This is a genomic window from Mycoplasma sp. 4463 (genome assembly GCF_048381515.1).
Taxonomy (GTDB): domain Bacteria; phylum Bacillota_I; class Bacilli_A; order Mycoplasmatales; family Metamycoplasmataceae; genus Mycoplasmopsis.
In genome coordinates this window covers 1-21,838 of record NZ_JBLWID010000010.1, presented here as the reverse complement: position 1 = coordinate 21,838, position 21,838 = coordinate 1, and the positions used below count along the sequence as shown (strand labels likewise).

At 27.2% G+C, this 21,838-nt stretch carries 14 protein-coding genes; 13 read left to right on the top strand and 1 reads right to left on the bottom strand.

Annotation, left to right across the window (positions count from 1 at the left end; all coding sequences use genetic code 4):
• Window positions 1-185: 185 nt before the first annotated feature.
• The 5 genes from ACNF36_RS01170 (at window position 186) to ACNF36_RS01150 (ending at window position 10,333) form a co-directional block, all read left to right on the top strand.
• Window positions 186-1,763, top strand: a complete 1,578-nt coding sequence (locus tag ACNF36_RS01170) for a type I restriction-modification system subunit M (RefSeq protein ID WP_418303449.1) — start codon at window positions 186-188, stop codon at window positions 1,761-1,763.
• Between the two features lie 18 nt (window positions 1,764-1,781).
• Complete coding sequence (locus tag ACNF36_RS01165) at window positions 1,782-3,740, top strand: restriction endonuclease subunit S (RefSeq protein ID WP_418303448.1); 1,959 nt, start codon at window positions 1,782-1,784, stop codon at window positions 3,738-3,740.
• 1 nt (window position 3,741) lies between these two features.
• On the top strand, window positions 3,742-4,326 hold the full coding sequence (locus tag ACNF36_RS01160; RefSeq protein WP_418303450.1) for a restriction endonuclease subunit S: 585 nt from the start codon (window positions 3,742-3,744) through the stop codon (window positions 4,324-4,326).
• Between the two features lie 76 nt (window positions 4,327-4,402).
• Entirely contained in the window at window positions 4,403-7,645 is a 3,243-nt protein-coding gene (locus ACNF36_RS01155; protein WP_418303447.1) for a type I restriction endonuclease subunit R, read from the top strand.
• Between the two features lie 114 nt (window positions 7,646-7,759).
• Complete coding sequence (locus ACNF36_RS01150; RefSeq protein WP_418303446.1) at window positions 7,760-10,333, top strand: UU173 family protein; 2,574 nt, start codon at window positions 7,760-7,762, stop codon at window positions 10,331-10,333.
• A gap of 56 nt (window positions 10,334-10,389) precedes the next feature.
• On the opposite strand, the gene ACNF36_RS01145 is transcribed toward ACNF36_RS01150, so the two are convergent.
• Entirely contained in the window at window positions 10,390-12,636 is a 2,247-nt protein-coding gene (locus ACNF36_RS01145; RefSeq protein WP_418303445.1) for a hypothetical protein, read from the bottom strand.
• A 376-nt stretch (window positions 12,637-13,012) separates the two neighbouring features.
• Between ACNF36_RS01145 and dnaE the strand changes: the two genes are divergently transcribed.
• The 8 genes from dnaE to era form a co-directional block, all read left to right on the top strand.
• Window positions 13,013-15,928 (top strand): DNA polymerase III subunit alpha, encoded by a 2,916-nt coding sequence (gene dnaE, locus ACNF36_RS01140; RefSeq protein ID WP_418303444.1) that lies wholly within the window; start codon window positions 13,013-13,015, stop codon window positions 15,926-15,928.
• The gene (locus ACNF36_RS01135) at window positions 15,921-16,832 is read left to right on the top strand and encodes a 5'-3' exonuclease (RefSeq protein ID WP_418303443.1); all 912 of its coding nucleotides are present in this window, start codon (window positions 15,921-15,923) and stop codon (window positions 16,830-16,832) included. Before dnaE ends, ACNF36_RS01135 begins: the two co-directional genes overlap by 8 nt.
• Window positions 16,813-17,376 (top strand): hypothetical protein, encoded by a 564-nt coding sequence (locus ACNF36_RS01130; protein WP_418303442.1) that lies wholly within the window; start codon window positions 16,813-16,815, stop codon window positions 17,374-17,376. The genes ACNF36_RS01135 and ACNF36_RS01130 overlap by 20 nt, the downstream gene beginning before the upstream one ends.
• Window positions 17,377-17,435: 59 nt before the next feature.
• Window positions 17,436-18,398 (top strand): hypothetical protein, encoded by a 963-nt coding sequence (locus tag ACNF36_RS01125; protein WP_418303441.1) that lies wholly within the window; start codon window positions 17,436-17,438, stop codon window positions 18,396-18,398.
• Window positions 18,399-18,413: 15 nt separating this feature from the next.
• On the top strand, window positions 18,414-19,322 hold the full coding sequence (locus tag ACNF36_RS01120; protein WP_418303440.1) for a hypothetical protein: 909 nt from the start codon (window positions 18,414-18,416) through the stop codon (window positions 19,320-19,322).
• A gap of 7 nt (window positions 19,323-19,329) precedes the next feature.
• Window positions 19,330-20,178, top strand: coding sequence for a methionyl-tRNA formyltransferase (fmt, locus tag ACNF36_RS01115; protein WP_418303439.1), 849 nt, complete (start codon window positions 19,330-19,332; stop codon window positions 20,176-20,178).
• 73 nt (window positions 20,179-20,251) lie between these two features.
• Window positions 20,252-21,124 carry a cytidine deaminase gene (gene cdd, locus ACNF36_RS01110; RefSeq protein WP_418303438.1) on the top strand — a complete coding sequence of 291 codons (873 nt, stop codon included), beginning with the start codon at window positions 20,252-20,254 and terminating at the stop codon, window positions 21,122-21,124.
• 2 nt (window positions 21,125-21,126) lie between these two features.
• Window positions 21,127-21,838 (top strand): GTPase Era (gene era / locus ACNF36_RS01105; protein WP_418303437.1); only part of this gene is annotated, 712 nt, incomplete at its 3' end.

Sequence of the window (21,838 nt, the reverse complement as noted above, 5' to 3'; positions counted from 1 at the left end):
GAATAAATTTAGATAGCAAAAGTTATCAATTTATTATAAAAAATAGTTATATCAACTAACTAAGTGTTAAATAGTTTTTTAAATAAAAAATCAACAGCATAATAGCATATATCTATCTTAAAATATAAAATATTTTAATATAATTTAAAATAACGACAATTTAGGTGTAAATGAAAGGAATTTTTATGGACAATACAAAAGAAATACAAAGAGCTGAATTACATAAAACAATTTGAAACATTGCTGATCAATTAAGAAGTCAAGTTGATGGATGAGAATTCAAAAACTATGTACTTGGAACACTTTTTTATCGTTTTATCTCGGAAAGTATCACAAGATATGTAAATACCATTCAACACGAAAGTGGTGATTTAGATTTTAATTATGAAGCCTTAAGTGATGACGAAATTACCGATAACATCAAAGAAGCTATTATTTCTGCAAAAGGGTTTTTCATTTACCCTTCACAACTTTTTACAAATGTTGAAGCTAATGCAACCAACGATGAAAACTTAAATGAAACACTTGAAAATATCTTTAAAAACATTGAAAATTCTGCAAAGGGTCGTTCAAGCGAAGGTGACCTTAAAGGACTTTTCGAAGATTTTGATGTTAACAGCAACAAATTAGGAAATACAGTTGCAAAATGTAACGCTACATTAAGAGCACTTCTTACAGGTGTTAAAAAAATGGAGCTTGGAAACTTTGAAGACAACACTATTGACTTATTTGGTGATGCATATGAGTTTTTAATTTCTATGTATGCTCAAAACGCAGGTAAATCAGGTGGTGAATTTTTTACTCCACAAGAAGTAAGTAAATTACTTTTCAAACTTGCTGTTGGAAATAGAACTGAAGTTAGAAAAGTTTATGATATGTGTGCTGGTAGTGGTTCTCTATTACTTCAATCAATTAAAGTGCTCGGGAAAGACAACATTAAAGAAGGTCTTTATGGACAAGAAATTAATGTTTCTACTTATAACTTATGTAGAATCAATATGTTCTTACACGATATTAACTACAGTAAGTTTAAAATCATTTGTGATGACACATTAACTCATCCTGGTTTAGATGAGGAAGAACCATTTGATGTAATCGTTTCTAATCCACCTTACTCAATCAAATGAGAAGGCGATGCTAATGCAACATTAATTGCTGATCCTAGATTTGCACCAGCCGGTGTGCTAGCTCCCAAATCTAAAGCTGACTGAGCATTTGTCCAACATGCACTTCACAAACTTTCAGCAGATGGTACAGCTGCAATCGTTTGTTTCCCTGGAATTATGTATCGTGCTGGAGCTGAAGCTAAAATCAGAAAATACTTTGTAGATAACAACTTTGTTGATGCAATTATTCAATTACCAGACAACTTATTCTATGGAACAAGTATTTCAACTTGCATCCTTGTAATTAAGAAAAATAAAACAAGCAATGAAGTTAAATTCATTGACGCAAGTAAGGAGTTCATTAAAATTGCAAATAACAACAAGTTAACCGATGAAAACATTCAAAACATTATCAACTTATACAATTCAGACGAAGATAAAGTAAATGTCCTTAAAATTGTTAGAACAGAAGATATAGCAAATAATAATTACAGTCTTTCTGTAAACACTTATGTTGAAAAAGAAGACACAAGAGAAGTTATTGATATTAAGAAGTTAAATCAAGAAATCAAAGAAATTGTTGCAGAGCAAGCTGTGCTTAGAGCAAAAATTGATGAAATTGTTGAAAGATTAGATAAAAGTCTTGGAGACTTGTAGAAAAGGATTTTAAATATTATGAAAAATGAAAATCAAACTAATTTTTCTATTGAAAACTTCCTTTCAGCAAACGACATAAAAAATGTACAAATTAAGAAACTTTATGAAGTAACAATTTGAAGCAAATCATTCGCTAATTTTGACAAAACTAAACTCTTAAAAAGTGAAATAAACTATAAGTCAATACTTTCAAAAGAAGTCAAAGAATTAGTTGTAGAAAATGGAGATATAAAACTACTTACAACATATCCATCTGATATGTTTACATCTACAGATATTTGAGATGGAGATGTTTATGAAGAAGAAATTGTTTATATCCCATCAGGTGGTAACCCTTACGTTCAATACTATAATGGTAAATTTATTAATGCAGGTAACATAATCGGAACATCATATGATAAAAATGTTCTATTAACAAAATATGTATATTACTTCCTAAAATCTAAAAACGATTTAATTGCCAAAGTATTTAGAGGCAGTGGAATTAAACACCCATATATGCCTGAGATTTTAGAAATTGAAATCCCTATTCCATCAATCGAAGTTCAAACCCAAGTGGTTAATATATTAGATATCTTTTCTAGTTACGCAGAAAAGCTGAAAGCGGAGCTGAAAGCGGAGCTGAAAGCTAGATCCACACAGTATGAATACTACAGAGACAAATTGTTATCAAACAACAATTTGTCAAATGACATTAATTTTTTTAGCAAAAAATTAAGCGAAATCGCAGAAATAAATATTGGTAAACAGCCTTCTAAAGAAGATCTTTCAGAAAATGGGTTATATCCATATATGAATGGTGGTATTAGCAAAAGTTCTAACGCTAAAAACTTTAATAATATTAAAAATACAATCATTGTAAGTCAAGGTGGATCAAATGCCGGTTATGTTCAATGAATGTATGAAGATTTTTACCAAGGATCCCATTGTTATTCATTAAAAGTTACTTCTAAACAGATATTGAATAGATTCTTATTTTTCTATTTAAAATCTAATCAAGATAAAATATTCAATTTGGTTCAAGGTAGTGGAATACCAGGCCTAAAAAAGACATCATTATCTTCATTAACAGTTTTAATCCCCTCAATTCGAAATCAAGAAAAAATAGTGAAAGTTCTTGATAACTTTGAATCAATTTGTAAAGATCTTAAAATCGGACTGCCTGCTGAGGAAATAAAAAGACAACAACAATACGAATTTTATAGAAACTCTATCTTTGAATATCTTGAAACTAACTCATTTGAAAAATTAATGTGTGTGAGAGAGAGAGAAGATAACTTAACCACAGGTTTAATTAAATTAATTCAATATATCTTTGATCAAACTATTTCATTAAAATTATCTAAACTAATTCAATTTACAAATGGATTTAACTTCCTAACAAATGCAAATTTTGATGATAGCAAACCTGCAGCATCAATCATAAAAATAGCAAACATTGACAAAAACAACAATTTAAACATTAATAATGCTGAAAAATTTAATTTCAGTTCATATCCTAACAATGATTTATCTAAATACAAAGTTAATAAAAATTGCATATTAATAGCTATGTCAGGAAATACAATTGGTAAAACTTATTATTCAACTGAAGAATTAAACTGCTATATAAATCAAAGGGTTGGAAAAATTGAAACACAATTAGATATTATTAACCTAAAATTCATTTACTTTTATCTAAATAATATAATCCCTAATTGAATTAAACAGTTTTACTTAAAATCTTCACAACCAAATATAAATACTTCAGATATCTTTGATATTGAAGTAAAAGTTCCTTCTCTGGAAAAACAAAATAAAATAGTTAATACACTAGAAAATTTTGAATCAATTTGTAAAGATCTTAAAATCGGACTCCCGGCTGAGGAAATAAAAAGACAACAGCAATACGAATTTTACAGAAACTCTATCTTTGAATATCTCGAAACTAACTCATTTGAAAAATTAATGAGAGAGAGAGAGAGAGAGAGAAGATAACTTAACCACAGGTTTAATTAAGTTAATTCAATATATATTCGGAAACACAATTTTAATTTCTCTTAATGATATATTTGAAAAAATTTACACAGGAGAATTCATTGTAAAAAATCCTGGTTTTGGAGAATTTAAAATTATTAATGGTGGTAAAAACGTTCTCGGGTATACAGATGACTACAATTGCGAAAATGCAATAACTATTGCAAAAGTTGGTTCAACGGGTTATGTTGATTTAATAGAGGAAAAATTCTGATTAAGCAATAGTTGTATTGCTTTAATACAACCGAAAGAATTAATTGTAAATAACAAATATGTGTTTTATTACTTAAAAAATAATGAACAAAAACTAAAGAATTTAGCTAACAGTGGTACATTATCTTCGATAAACTTGAGCGATTTAAGAAAACTACAAATCAAATTACCATCACTAGAAACTCAAAACAAAATAGTCGAGATTCTAGATACTTTTGACACCATGTGCAACAATTTAAAAATAGGTCTTCCGGCTGAAGAAGCAAGAAGACAACAACAATATGAATATTATAGAAATTTAATATTTGATAAATTATCAGATAAAAATAATTAACACTTTAATACCTATATCCAAGCTATATAAGACTAATATAAGCAACATATAACAATAATATAAAGGTGGATTTACTATGGCAAAAGAAAATCACGCAATATTACACACTCCTAAAAACACGGTTATCGCTGAGTTTGATTTCGAAAAACAAAGACAAAGACCTACAAATTATCAGTCAGAAGCTGACTTAGAAAAAGAGTTTATTAATCTTCTAACTAGTCAAGGTTATGAGTATATTCAAATCAAAAATTCAGAAGAGCTTAAAAATAACTTTAGAAAGCAAATTGAAAGATTAAATCAAGTTACTTTTACAGATAGTGAATGAACACATATTCTTTCTGAAGTTTCAGGAGAAGGTAAAGGTATTAAAGAAAAAACTGAAATTATTCAAAAAAATAACATTATCCCTCTTAGAAGAGAATTATCTAATGGTGAATTTCAAACTAAAAACATTAGATTAATTGACTTTAAAAATCCACAAAGCAACATACTTCAAGTAATTAATCAATATGAGGCTGACCACGGTAAATATAAAAATAGATATGATGTAACTATTTTAGTAAACGGTCTTCCTTTAGTTCACGTTGAACTTAAGAGAAGAGGCGTAGACATCAGAGAAGCTTTCAATCAAATTGAAAGATATCAAAGTGAAAGCTTCTGATCTGATGAAGGTTTCTTCGAATTTATTCAAATCTTTGTCATTAGCAATGGAACTGAAACAAAATACTACTCAAATACAACTAGGGATTTAAAAACTTCATCAAACAAATCTGGTTCAGCTGTTAAGAAAAGTAAACAATCATTCCAATATACATCATATTGAGCAGATGGTAAGAATAGAAAAATAACTGATCTTATTGACTTTACTAGAACATTCTTTTCAAGACACACATTATTAAATATTCTTACTAAATATTGTGTCTTTGATTCAAATAAGCAACTATTAGTAATGCGTCCATATCAAATTGCAGCTACTGAAGCAATCATTTCAAAAATTAAAATGATGTCCTCATTAGGCAACTGAGGAAAAAAAGATGCAACCGGATATGTATGACATACTACTGGTTCAGGTAAGACACTTACATCATTTAAGACCGCTGAATTAGCAAAAGAATTAGATGACATCGAAAAAGTTATCTTCGTTGTAGACAGAAGAGACTTAGACTTCCAAACAATTAATGAATATAACCGTTTTGAAAAAGGAAGTGTTAAAGGTGTACAATCGACAAACATTTTAAGTCAAGTGCTTGAAAATGAGACTGTTGAAGATGAAAGATCTAAAATCTTAGTCACAACAATTCAAAAACTTTCAAAATTTATTGAAAAAACACCTAAATCAACTATATATGATAAAAAAGTTGTCTTCATCTTTGATGAATGCCACCGTTCACAATTCGGTAAGATGCATAAAAGAATTGTTAACAAGTTCAAAAAATACTTCTTATTCGGATTTACCGGAACACCTATATTTGTTGAAAATGCAAATACAACAAATGGACAAATGCTAACGACCGATATATTCAAAGACCAATTACATACTTACACAATTTTAGATGGTATTAGAGACCATAATGTTCTTAAATTTAAAGTTGATTTCTTGAATACATTTAAATCTGCTTCTGGTATTGAAGATAAGAAAATATATGGAATCGATAAGAAAAGTATCAAGGAATCAGACAAAAGGGTCGCAATGAATGTTCAGTACATTCTTGAAAACTTTGATAGAAAAACCAGAGCAAAAGATGGTTACTCATTTTCTAAGTTAGTTAACTATGATGAAATGGTTAAAAGCAAAGATAATACTGCTAAAGAAATAAAAGTTGATACAAATCTTCAAGGTTTTAACTCTATTTTTACAGTTGAAAATATCTTGATGGCTAAAAAATACTACCTTGAATTCAAAAAACAATTAACAGAGCAACATAGAAATTTAAGAATTGCAACAATATTCACATATGCACCTAATCCAGATCCTGAATCAGGAGTTTTTGAGGAAGAAGATATTGATATCCCTACAAATGTAACTTATGATTCAACTGATAAAGAATTCTTAGCACAAGCTATGGATGATTATAATCAAATGTTCAAAACCAACTTCTCATTAGATGGTGTCGAAGGATTTGCTAACTACTATAAAGATGTTTCATTAAGAATGAAAAACAAAGATATTGATATCTTAATAGTTGTTGATATGTTCTTAACTGGATTTGACTCACCTACATTAAATACTTTATGAGTTGATAGAAAACTTGAATATCACCGTTTAATTCAAGCGTTTTCGAGAACAAACAGAATTTTAAATTCTGTTAAAGTATGTGGAAACATTGTTTGCTTTAGAAATTTAAGAAAAGAAGTTCAAGATGCTATTGCATTATTTGCTCTTAACGATAAAGAAGCTTCTAATACAGCTTTATTTAGAGATTATAACTTCTACTTAAAAGGTGAAACTAATGAGAAAACGGGTGTGCACGTTAAGGGTTACATTGACTATGTTAATGAAATAAAAGAAAAATTCCCACTTGAGAATTTAGATCAAAGAATCGAATACTTCCCTGAAAGTAAGAAGAAAGAATTTGCTAAGTTATTTGGAAAAATCTTAAAATGCAAGAATACTCTAATGGTGTTTGATGAATTTCAACAAGAAGCTAATAAAATTATTCCTGACAGAGACTTGCAAGATTATCAATCTCACTACTTAAATATTTGAAATGAATTTAAGGACAAGGAAAAGAATGATGGTTACAAAGAAAATATAATCAATGATATTGTCTTTGAAATCGAATTAGTTCAACAAGATGAAATTAATGTCGAATACATCATTAGATTAATCGCAACTAGATTTGCTCAAAAAACAGATACTGAAAAAGTTAAAAAAGAAGTTGGTAAACTTGCACAATCAAGTACTTCTCTCAGAAGCAAAAAGGATCTTATTTTAGAATTCATTGACCAATACAATATTCAAGATATTTCAAATACTGCTACTGAAAATGAAATTGAAACTAACACTTGAGAAGAATGAGAAAAATTCGTTCATCAAAGAGCTGGACAAGAAATTAACACAATTATTAATAGCCAAAACATTCAAGCTGAGCAAGCTAAAGAATACATCCTTAAATCACTTGAAAGTGGAAGCTTAAAATTTGATGGGCAAGACTTCGATTCAGCTATCAAAGCACCATTATTTGCACGTGGAGCAAATTCATCAAATAGATATGAAACTAAGAAAAAAGTGTTCTCAATCTTCCAAAACTTCTTTAACAAATTCAAGGATATTCTTAATATCAAAAAGTTCAAGAATACTTTAAAAAATGATAAATAATTCAATATTACCAGAGATTCTTCTGGTGATATTTTTATTTATCCCTATGGTTCAAACACATAAGTTACAATCAAATATTAACAACTTGATATAATCAAAATAAGGGGTGTAAATATGGAGCAAAAAAATATTATTAAGATAACTGCAAACAACTTTCTAAAAGTTTTTTTCAAAAATCCTTTACTTATTTTTCATTCAAATAACTTAGTTGATTGAATTAAACAATCAGCTTATTTTGATAAATATAATGTATCAATGGATGATTATTTGAGCAATATTAAATTCGGCAATATTGATGAATTAGATGATGATGAGGATGAATCTAGTGAAAACACAATTGACGCAAATAAAGTGTCTGAATTTATGTCTGAGCAAAACTTGCAAATGGAACTAGATGCAAATTCAGACAAACTTGTTTGAAGCAATAATTTCTTGCACGAATTAGGTTCAATTTTTGCAAAACAAGAAAACAGCGAACAAGTTGAATTTATTAAAGTTAACGTTTCTGAATTCTTGCAATTTAAATTGGATGCATACAACTGATATTTAAATAAACACAACTATAAACCAAATGAAGTTGGTTATATTAAGCAAATTGATAATTTAGAAGTCAAATTACAACAAACTCTTAATTACTTAAATGATGACAAAATCAAAGTAATTATTGAACCTGTATTTGCTTATAAAATCGAGAATCAAAATGATGTATTTTATTTAACTTCATCACCACTTATATATGATAAACAACTTAAAAAATATGTAGGTTTATCATATGTCGATAAGGCTAAGAAAGATTTATATCAAAAAAATTTTTATAACTACAACGTACTAAAGAAAGCAAATATTCCTCTTGAATCTATTAGTGAAATTATTATTAATCCATTTGTTAATAAACTTAGATTAACACAAAAAGACAAGATTGATTTTTACGAAGTCTTTTCAGCAATGACAAAGATAAAATCGCCTTCAAAACCAAGTAATAAATCTGATGAATTAGATTGAATGAGCGAAGATGATTTTTATAATTTATTCACTCCAATCGAACACGGATTGTTAAAATCAGGAACACTTTCATTGTATGATTCGTGAAATGAACAAGACTACTTAAATAACTTTACAAAAAATTCAAATTCCTTTATTTTGAGTGCTAAAAGAGGATATTACTGCGATAGAAGTTTAGGATTTAATTTAGAAGAATTTGTAGCAATACCTAATCCAATTAAGACATTTAGTGAATTTATAGAACAAATAAAAGAAACTCATGATATCTATAAATCAGTTAATTCATTAATTGAAAAATCAAATGGTGTTTTTCTTACAAAAGACAAGAGAGGAAGTTCGCCTGAGTCATATGTTTACTATGAGCCATTTGATAGTTACATTGACAAAATTGTCAATTCTTATTATTTAGCACCCGAATTATCTAATATTGATTACAACTTATTTAGATATTGTTTTAGCAAAGATGCTGAAGATAATTTTGAATTAATTAATAGTTTAAATGATTATATAAATGCATACAAAAACTCAAAGATTTCAAACAGTTCTCTTATTAATATACCTACAGATGTATTCAAATCACCTGATAAATTAGTTATTAGAGCATATCTTTATGGAAAAGATTTTATACCTTATTCATTTGGTAGAATAACTAAAGAATCTGAAGATAAAGTGCTTGAGCTAATTAACAAATATGAAAAAATAAATGCAATAAATGTTAAAGCAGCTCTTGATAAAATCTTTAAAATACACTTAAAAGATTCGGTAATTGTTTGATATGACTATGAAGGTTTTTCATCAATCTATCCAGTTATCCCTGGTACATCATCATATCAGCAAATCGTTAACCAGGTATCTGTTATCAAGACTCAAAATGGTAAAGAAATTTACAAAGAGAACTTTGTCATAGACACAAAAAACTTTGATTTATCGAAAACAATATATATGTTTAAGATAATTCACGATAAAGATGCTAAAGGTTACGTTGTATATAACAAGACATATGAAAATACAAGAAACAAAGAATTTCTTAATTTAATTGAAATTGAATACAAAAATAATAATGAAAAAATTCAAGAGCAAATTCACTTGCATTTTGAAACATTAGGAAACTTCAAACAAGCAATTAATGAAATCAACAATTTAGCAATCGACTTAAATGATATTTTTAAATCAACATCAACAGAACTTAAATCTAGGTTAATTTCAGACAAATATTTCATTGTATTTAAAGAAAATACAAGCAATGAAACATTAGAATTAGTCAAATTAATTAATAGTGATATTGAAACATTTGCATTAGATAGAATTTGTTATATTAATGAACTACTAAGATTTAGTAGCATTAAGAAAGTCGAAAAATACATTACAAATAACAATTTAAAACTCAAAACATTGATTACACCTTATTCAGAATTAGTTATTCAAAAAGGTACTATGGCAATGGAAAAAGCCCAAATTAGACACGCAAAACTAATTGGCGATTCACATTGAGAAAACGACATTGTTCCTGAACTTAAAAAGTACTGTGAAAATGATGTTAGAGCTATGATAATGGTTTATGAGCTTATTATGTATATTCTTAGACTTAAGTTCCTAGAACTTGATGAATATGAGTACAAAATTGATTCAGAAAAGTACGAATACAAGATAGAAAATGAGCAAATAACACTAGCTCCAAGGGATTAAAATAAAAATACAAGCAATTATTACAACTGAAACTGTAATTATTTGCTTGTATTTTTTTAATTAGATTTAAGAATGGCGATTAATTCATTTAGAAATTCAATTGTTCTATCGATTTGGTAATTAGTTTTATATTTAACATCATTACCAAAATAATTGTTTTGATTTTCTTTTAATTTTAATCATTCATTAAAATTAATATTTTTAGCAGCATAATTTTTCAAGTGTTTGAAAAACTTATGATTTGAATTTTTGTTGTTCCTACTTGTCTCAATTACATTTTTAATATGTTGCAATTGCTCAATTAATTCATAGAATTCGTTGTTATTATTGTTTGAATTCATCATTTCATCAGCCGAGAAATATCTTTGCTTGATATTATTTATTTCATCTTCTGTAAATGAATATGAAATATTGTATAAATTACCCAAATGCGAATAGTCACCTTGTCTTATTTTTCTTTTGAAACCTTCCAATCCTGGTTCTTTTAAATATTCTACATTTTCTCCATAAGTAGATAAGTAATAAGATATTTTAAATCATTCCATATCTTCCTTAGTAAAGTCTGGCTTACTCTGTATTTCAGCCCATATTTCTTTCATATCTTCAGATGACTTTTCAAGTAATTCTTTTGGTATTTTAGCTAAATCAATTAATTCTTCATAATGACTTAAACCTTCAAGATCCAAAATAGATGAAGGAATAATTCGGTAAAACCTCAATATAAACTGACATATTCTCAAAAACTTATTCATAAAGGTTGAATAAATATTTTTAGGAGTTTTGATAAAAACCTTATTACCTTTATTATTTTTTACATATAAATTATTAAATGGATTTATATTAGAATTAGCAACCAAATTATCAATACCATCCTCTGGGTCATACCAAATTAAAATATCTTCATCAGGATTAAATCAATCAAGTGCAATTGATAAGGTTGTGATATTTTGGTTAATATTATCTAAACGCTTGTTCATTACATTATTATAGAATTTAGATTTTCTATTTTGTGGATTTTTGAAACCATTTGTGTTTAGTGTATTTAAAGATCAAAAATTTGATTCTTCTCATTTTCTAGAGATATCATTTAAATATATGTCATTGTAATAATTTCAAAATTCAGTAGTAGCTCACTCTTTAACTCAAATATGACTTCTATCTACTACCTGATCAGCGAAAATATTTCAATCATCTTTTCCTGAGGAATCGACTTCAAATTCTTTCTCAGACGGCATAAGTTGCAATACTTTTTTAATTATTTGAATAGCTTCATTTTTATTGTAATCGCAGTCGTTAAAAATCAATTGATCAAAAAAGTATTTTTTATTGTTTATTAAATCTACTTCAACCTTCTTGCTTAATTCATTGCTTATTATTAGTGAGTCTCAATAATTAATTGATCAAATATTTGCATTTTTAATTAATCTTAATAAATTAGGATCACTAATAAATTTATCTTCTTCATAGTTGAATTTTCAGAAATTTATAAATTTATCTGCTAATTTCACAAATTCTTCTTTTGTTTTACTATTTGTGGTTTCTGAAAATATTCTATTCACAACTTTATGGTTTAATGTTGTTAATAAGATATCAGAAAATCAAAATTGATCACTTCTGTTTTGAAAAATATCTTTTTCAAACTTAGATATAGAGTTACCCAATGTTCATTCAAAATTTTTATAAAAATTCTTAAAAGACTTTAAGTTAATTTTAAATTTTCTACTCAAGTTATATTTTTGAGTTTTTTCATTGCTTATTTTTTTAATTATATCCAACCCATTGTTTAAAATTGTTTCATTAAAATTATTTTCAACCACATACTGAGATAATTTAGATTTTAGTTCATTTAACTTTTCGATTTTAAACGATTCGTATTCAGATTTTGGTTGCTCTTTTTCGGTATTTGTGTCTATTAATTGTTTCAATAACGCATATTTTTCTTCAATTGAATTTAATGTTGATGAAATCAAAAATTGAATTTTATTTCTTTCATTGACAAAATTGATCAACGATTCATTTTTATTATCATTGGAATTTGAGAACAACAAATTCTTTAAATATATAGATACATTTTCAATAATCTTTTTAATTTCTGTTTGAAGTTCATTTGTTTGATTAATTTCACTTATCAGCGAATAAGACTCATTAAAAAATTCTTCAGGTTTATATAGACCTCCTCATATTATCTTTTTTTCTTCTCTTGTAAAAAACTTACTTTCATCTTCTTCTGAACAACTTACCATTGTTAATGAAGAAAGCACTATACCTGAAATAGAACCTAATAATAAAAACTTTCTATGCATAATAAACATCTCCAATACATAATCATTCACTGATATATTATGTAAAAATCTATTCAACAAACTTTATATTTTGTTAGGTTTATTCTTTATTGTCTTAAAATTCAACATTTCACACCCTGACTGAAATTTAAAAATATCTAATATATCTTGATTTTACTCCTTATTGATCTCAATATCTTATTTTTATGTAATTTTTTTATAAAAAACTCTATTTTTCATATTTTTTTACACATTTTAATTCTTAAACTGAAAAATGATTTTTATAGTGACACAAAATAGGCTGATTAACGAAATTTTTATGAATTTAGTAGATATATTCAATTAAAAAAATCAGCTATTTTCTGTTAGTTTAATAAAAGAAAAATATAATTTAAATATGAAAAAAATATATCTTCACACAAATACTGAATATTCATTTTTAAACTCTGCTATCAGAGTTGAAAAACTCATTAAATTAGCAGTTGAAAATAATTTAGAATTCTTACCTTTAACAGATAAAGAAAACTTATATGCATTGCAATATTATTGAGATATGCAAGATAAGTTTAACATTAAACCACTTATTGGTATTGAACTTGATTTGTCAGAAGGGTTTACTGTTGTTGTATTAGCTAAAAACAATAATGGATACGCTTTTATTAATCAACTTATTTATGCTAAATCTGAAGGTAAAGTAGTTTCATACTATGAACTTGATAATTCAGATATTTTCATTATTGATCATCAATACCTAGGACACAGATCTAAAGGTATTGCAATTGATAAATATTTAAGTAATTTTTATTTAAATAATAAAACTCCACTTGAATATCAAACTGTCTATGCACCAGCTAAAAAAGTTTTAAATTTTGAGGATAATGAAATCCTTAGAGTTATTCAAAAAATTGGTTCAATTAACGAAGAAACTCAAACATATAATGAATATTTAGATGAAGAAGATTGGGAAGATCTTCACGAAGATGTATATAAAAATATGTTATACATTGCACAAAATTGCAATGTTTCTAAACCTAATAATTCAATTAAATTAGCTAAATTTTCAGACAATGCAGCAGCAGAATTTAAAAAATTATTAATTAATGATAGAACCAAAGAACTTATTTACAAATTCGGTGAAGATGTTGTTGTAAATAGAGTTAATTATGAGATTTCTATTATTGCTAAATTAGGTTTTATTAACTACTTTTTGATTATTCAGGATGCAATTGCTTGAGCTAAGAAAAATAAAATTGAAGTCGGACCTGGTAGAGGTAGTGCTTCTGGGTCAATTATTTCTTATATATTAGGAATTACAGATATTAATCCACTCGAATTTGGATTGCTATTTGAACGTTTCTTAAATATTGACAGAGTTTCTCTTCCTGATATTGATATTGATATTCAAGATAATAGAAGAAATGAAGTTTTAGAATACATTAAAAATAAATATGGAGAAGAAAATGTTGCTCTAATTACAACATTTCAAACTTTAGCACTAAAAAACAGCATCAGAGATGTTGCTAGATACTTAGATGTACCACTTTCAGAAGTTGAAAAAATTTGTAATGCAATTAAGTCAACTGACTTAAGTCTTGTTGACGCTTATAAAACTAATCCAAAATATAGATCATATGTAGATAAATATTCTAACTTACACGAGTATGCTTCAAAAATTGAGGGGTTACCAAGACAAATCGGAACACACCCTGCTGGTATTATTGTTTGTGATCAACAAATTAATAAACTTATTCCCACAATTTACAATAATGGATTAATTCAGCAAGTTCAATTTACATTAAACCATTTAGAAAAATATGGTCTTATTAAAATTGACTTTTTGGCACTTAAGAACTTAACTATTCTTAAAGAAATTGAAGATTTATTAGAACCTGAACAGACTTTTGAAAAAGTCATAGGAGATAGTTATTCAGTTCAATTAGAAGATAAAACTAAAAAATTACTTAATAACACACATACAAATGGAATTTTTCAACTTGAATCAATAGGAATGCAAAGAACAATTAAGGAAGTTAAAATTGATTCATTTGATGATATCTATGCAATTGTTTCGTTGTTTAGACCTGGTCCAATGGAATTTATTGGTACATATGGTAAAAATAAACAAAATCAAAACAGAATAGAAACAATTCATCCACTATATGATCAAATTGTTAAACCTACATTTGGAATTATTGTTTACCAAGAGCAAATTATGCAAATTGCACAGCAAGTTGCAAATATGTCTTTTGCTCAAGCTGATTTACTTAGAAGAGCAATTTCTAAAAAAGATGAAAAGCTATTACATAGCTATAAAGCTGAATTTTTCAAAGGTGGATTGCAAAACAATATTTCTATAGACTTATTAGAAAGAATTTATTCAAATATTGAAAAATTCGCTGCTTATGGATTTAATAAATCACATGCTGTTGCTTACTCATTAATTTCATATAAGTTAGCTTTCTATAAAGCAAACTACCCACTTATTTTCTATAAAGTGTTAATTTCAAATTCATCATCAGACCAGCAAAATATCAAAAAATACACCGTTGAAGCTAGTGAACAAGACATAAAAGTTCAATCACCTGAAATTAACAATTCATCAAATATGGTTGAAATTGTTGACAATGAACTTTATTTACCATTCAATATGATTAAAGGAATTGGCGAAAGTGCTGTTGAAAAAATACTTGAAGAAAGAAATCAAAATGGTCAATATGAAAACTTTATAGTTGCATATCTTAGATTAAGAAATTTAGGAAATGTAACTGAGTCAAATATTGAAACACTTATTAAAGCTAATGCATTTAGAGAATTTTATGGAATGCAAACTTTATTAAATGAACTAATCATTTGCAAGCAACTTAATGATTTATTTGTCGCTTCATATAAGAAAATTGAAGGTGACAAAAAACAACAACTCCAAGAGTTTATTAAAATGCAAAATATTGAGCAAATTGAATTTGAACTCATACCAAGTGATTTAAATGAACAAATTCAATATGAATCTCAATTATTAGGAAGCATTTATAACTTAAATTCAAATATTTCAAACAAACACAATACATTAACATTAGATCAGCTTACAGATCAATATGAGTGAATCGAAGTTATGTTAACTAAAGTGACTAAGGATGCTAAAGGTAGACCTAGATTATCAGTAACAGATTCAACAAAATCTGTAACAGTTTTTGGTTTTAATAATAGAGCTATTGAAATTCTTAACGATACAAGACCTAGAAAAATGTTGGTTTTAATCAAAATTAGTAAAGGATTTTATAACTTTAGCGATTGAAAAGAGGTAGATAATGGATAAGAAAAACTTACATTTATTAGTTGATGGAAACTACTTAAGTTTTCAATCATTTTACGCAACATATTATGGAAATCCTAATGACATTTTAAGAACTTCAACAGGTTTTCCTACTAATGCAATAAACTTATTCTTCCATCAACTTCTTAAAATATTCAACCAATTTAATCCAACACACATTTTTATAGCTTTTGATAGTCAGGGAAAAACTTTCAGACACGAAGCTTTTGATGAATACAAAAGTGGCAGAGCTTCAGCTCCATCTGAATTATTTGTTCAAATGGACAAAATTAAAGAAATGTTAACTCTTTTAGAAATTCCTTGAAAAGAGCAAACCGGTTATGAAGCTGACGATTTAATCGGAACTTATGTTAAAAATGTCGCTCAAGGAGAAGAGAAAATTATCTTTTCAAAAGACAGAGACTTACATCAATTAATTGATGAACACACATCAGTTATTATTAAGAGACCTAAAAAAAATAAATTTGATTTATTATCATTGGATATTTATCCTGAAGAATATGGAATTTATCCAAATCAAGTTCCTGATTATAAAGGTTTAGCAGGAGATAGCAGCGATAACTTACCAGGTATTAAAGGTATTGGAGAAAAAACCGCTATCAGTATTCTTGATAAATACAAAAGTTTCATTAATTTATATGAACAAAAAGATACTTGAGATAATAATTTTACAAAATCAATTATTACAAAATTAGAATCCGGATATGACCAAGGGATATTCTGTTATAAAATGGCTCAGTTATATACAAATGTTCCGGATTTTAATAAATCAAAAGATAACTACTTATTAAAACTTAATCTGCAAAATGCAATGTCTATTCTTGATGAACTTGAATTAGTTAGATTAAAAGAAAGTATGCTAAATTATGATAGCAATAGTAGGTAGAATTTGCTCTGGTAAAACTTACTTTTTAAATACTGCAAGAGAATTAGGTTACAAAACATTAAATCTCGATGAATTTGTAAATGATTTATATGAAAAAAATACTGATTTTATCAACAAAATTAACAATAAAATCGGTAGTTTTTTAATCAAAAATAATCAAGTTTGAAAACCGTTTATTAAGCAATGGGTAAGTTTAAATCCAAATAACTTAAAAATACTTGAAAAGTATGTTTTTGAAGTAATTTTTGAGTACCTTAAATCAAATCAGTACGATTTTGTAGAAATGCCAATTTTATATACAAAAATAGTCGATTTTTCAATCTTTTTCTCTACTATCTATCATATGCAAATAGATGAAGAAAATAGGTCAAAATTCTTAAAAATTAGGGGTGTGGATAACTTCACAAAAGAAATTTTAGACAACCAAAACAACTACAATTGAGACACAAAAGATTTTTTTAGGTCAAAAAAGGTTGTGCATATCCCTATTAATATGAGAGATAGTAAAGAAAAAATAAAAGAATTTTTGGAGCTAAAAAAATAAGTAAGTAAAATTAGAGTACCAAAAATTTCAAACACAAGAAAAAACAGGAGGAAGCACCGATGATTTATCAATATTTCGCAGTTGAAAAAGTTAACGAAATAACAATGGAGGACCTTAGTAATTTACGTGAATTTTACGGTCCATTTTTAGGTGCTGACCCTGTTTTTCTTTACCAATATTTATTAGATATTGTTAAAGATAGCAAATACAAAAGAAGTAGCTATGATTTTTTAACTCTAACTACATTCTTAAATATGCACGAAAACAGATTAAATCAAGCTAGATTACAACTTGAAGCCGTTGGTTTAATTGATACTTTAAGAGATGATGAACAAAAAATCACTATCTTTAGTATTCAAAAACCACTTAATGCAGCTGGTATTAAAAATAACCATTTAATTTCAGAAATGTTGAAATCTAAAATTGGTGATACATACTTCAAAATTAAAGTTAATAATAGATTGAAAAAATCAAACATCATCGAAACACCACACATCCAAGATGTTTCAGCAAGTTTCTTTGATGTATTTAATAATGAGAATGAGCAAGCTCAATATCCAAATAATGAATTTGTTGACAATTTAATTAATTTAGGTAAATTAAGACAACAAAATGCCGATTTTGCACCAGTAGATTTTTCTATGTTAGAGCCTATTAGCTTATTAAACGAATATAAGTATTCAAATAAATATGAAGCTTTAATTAAATTAAGCACAAGAGATTTCTATAAATCAATTTCATACGGTTTCAGAAATGAAAAAATTGAAAATAAATTAGATGAATGAATCAGTAAATTTTCTGATTCAAAAATCATTAACTATGTTTTATATATTTCTAAAGAAAAATCTTCAACTCCTAACGAGTGATTTAAACATGCAAACTCAATGATGGTTGAAATTAAAAATGCAGGTCTTATGAGATTCGACACAATCGAAGCTTATTTTGATGGAAAATTTAAAGATAAAAAAGAACAAAAAATTTTCCATGAAAAAGAAGCTTTCAAGAATGCTCTTAAACATTAATTGGAGACTTAATTAATGACAAAGAATAATCAAAATCTAGATTGAAGAATTTTTCTAGATAAAAACTTGAAAATAGATCCTGCACAGATTATTGCTGATATCAAGAAAAAAGAAATATTAGCACAACTAATAGATGAATTAAATATCTCAGATAAGGAAATTTGAGATTATTTTGTTCATTTAATTGATTACTATAAACAAAGAACTATCGATAAAAATCTACCTATTAGAAATTATTTTTTAAGAGATGAAAATGGTAAATTGCAGTTAGTTAGAAAAATAGCAAATAATGATGAAGGTAGAAAATTAAGATTAGAAAATCACTTAATTTTCACAGACATCAGTGAACCAATTAATGATGAAGTTATTGAAAATGTAGTTATAAATGATGAAGACTATATTGACTTACACAAATATGTAGAAGAGTTAAAGGTAAAATTAAAAGAACACAATGAACTATCAATGAAGGGTCTTTTAATTTCTGGAGTAAGAAAATCTCAAAGAAGTAATTTACTTTCTAGAATCGCAAACTCTTTTGCATTAGATAACAAAACTGTTGCTTACATTAATATAAATGATTTAGACCAAGAAATCAAAAAAACATTTGATAAGAAAAACTCAAATGACATTGATTTTATTAAAAAACAGCTTAGTGAAGTTGATTTGTTAGTTTTAGATGAAATTGGACTTAAAAACTTAAGTATTTGATTCTGAGATTCAGTAATTATGGAAATTTTAGAACAAAGATCAATCAATAATAAAATTACTTTCTTCGGAACATACTTTACATCTGAAAAAATGTTTACACACTTAAAAGAAATTAATGAAAATAGTAAATCAACGACTAAATTAACTGAACAAATGCTTACTAAAATTGTTGAAGTTATGAGAGAGCTAATTTACAAGGAAATTTCAATCGGATAGGAGAAAAATGAATAAAACAAAAATTTTATTAGCAGGAACACCCGAGTTCTCGGTTCCTATTTTTGAAGAGGTTATCAAAAACTTTGACGTTGTAGGAATTGTTTCGCAGCCTGATAAACCAGCAAATAGAGGTTATGCACTTTTACCTACTCCTACAAAATTATTAGCTCAAAAATATAACATTAGACTTTTTCAACCTGAAAAAATTGGACAAATTTATGATGAACTTAAAGAATTAGATTTTGATATCTTACTAACTTGTGCTTTTGGTCAATATGTTCCTGAAAAAGTTTTAGCTCTTCCAAAATTAGCTTCAATCAATATTCACGGTTCGCTGCTACCGAAATATAGAGGTGCTGCACCTATTCAATATTCACTTCTTTATGGAGATAAGGAAACCGGACTTTCATTAATGTATATGACAAAACAAATGGATGCAGGTAACATTATTAAAATGGTTTCAATTCCAATTGAAGACACAGACACATCTGATACATTGTTTGTAAAATTATCAAAATTAGCTACTGAAAATATCACAAAATGACTTGTAGACTATGTTAAAGGTGATTTTCAAGAAATTGTTCAAGATGAAGATAAAGTCATTTTAAGTCCAAAATTATTAAAAGAAGATGCGCTCTTAACAAGTGATTTAACAGTTGAACAAGCATTTAACAAAATCAGAGCATTTTCATCGAACCCAGGTGCTTATGTTATTTTAGATAACAAAAGAGTCAAAATTTATTATGCTACAAAACACAAAGTTCCAAATGGATTACCACTTCAATTCACTGATGGAAAACTATGAGCAGTTGATTATCAATTCGAAACTAAAAAACGTGTTAAATTAAATTACTAAACTTGATTAATTTCAAGTTTTTTTATTTGCTTCAACTAAATATGTTTACATATTTAAAGTATAATTATAAAGTATGAAAAAGACAAAAGTATCATTAACTATTAATTCAAAAATCAAAGATGCAATTATTTTCGAAAAGGAAATGAAGCAGATTATCAAAAATTTTGCAGAATACTTCGGTATCAAAAAACAAATCATTGTTGATGTTTCATTAGTTTCTCCACAAAAAATTAAGAGATTAAACAAAGAATACAGAAACAAAAATTATGTAACTGACATCCTTTCATTTGGATTTGATGATAGTTCTATGTATGATGAACTTCCGTTTATTCATCTTGGAGAGTTAGTTATTTGTTGAAACAAAGTTGTAAGACAAGCAAAATATTTTGGACACTCAATTAAAAGAGAATTCTGTTACTTATTCACACACGGATTAGTCCACTTAGCTGGATATGACCACGAAATTGAAGAAGAAAGAATTCGAATGAATAAAATGGTTGATGACATTTTTAATCCTTTAAAAATAACAAGGAAAGAAGGTACAAATATGACATTTGAAAAATTAAAAGATTTACTTAAATATACTTATACACCATATTCAAAATTCCCAGTAGCTGCAATTTTGATTGGTGAAGATGGTAAAGAATACTACGGAGTTAACGTCGAAAACGCTGCTTATCCATCAGGTTTATGTGCTGAAAGAAGTGCTATGTTTGGTTCAGTAGCATACGGTGGAAAAGTAGGAACATTTAAAGAAATTCACATTATTAGTGGAAAAAATGAAATCATTAGCCCTTGTGCTGGATGTAGACAAGTTATGACTGAATTTATGCCTCTTGATGCAAAAGTTTACCAATACAGTAATGATGGAAAACAATTAAGAGTTAACACAGTTGAAGAATTAGTTCCATACAGCATCAGAGCTGAAGAAATTACAATTAAATAATTATGAAAATATGTTTTGCAAGTATTTTAGGAAGACCAAACGTAGGTAAAAGTAGTCTTCTTAATGCTATTATCGGCTACAATGTTGCAATTGTTACTAATGTAGCCCAAACAACCAGAGACCAAATTACAGGTATCTATACAGAAGATGATTTACAAATCATTTTCATTGATACACCTGGTATCCATAAACCACAAAATAAACTTGGTGAAGCTTTAAACAAAAATGCTTATGATGCAACCAAAGACATAGATGTTCTTTTATTCTTATCTCCTGCTGATGAAGCAATTGGTAAAGGTGATGAAATGATTTTAGAAAAAATCAAGCACGTAAAAAACAAGATTGCTGTTATTTCTAAGATTGACAAAATTAAAAAAGATCCTCAAAAGCTACTCGATAAAATCAAAGAGCTTAAAGAACATGGTTTTGAAACAATTATGTCTACTGATGTAAACGATCCTAAATCAATTAGCGCTTTAATTAGTGAAATTGAAAAATACTCTTACGACGGTGAAGCTCAATACGATCCTGAATACATCACAGACAAATCTATGCGTTTTATAGCAAAAGAAATCATTCGTGAATCTGCAATTAATGAGCTTTATGAAGAGCTGCCTCACTCAATTGCTGTTGAAGTTCTAGAATTTGAAGAATCTGAAGACAGATTAGATATTGATGCAATTATCTATGTTAAAAAAGCTTCTCAAAAAGGTA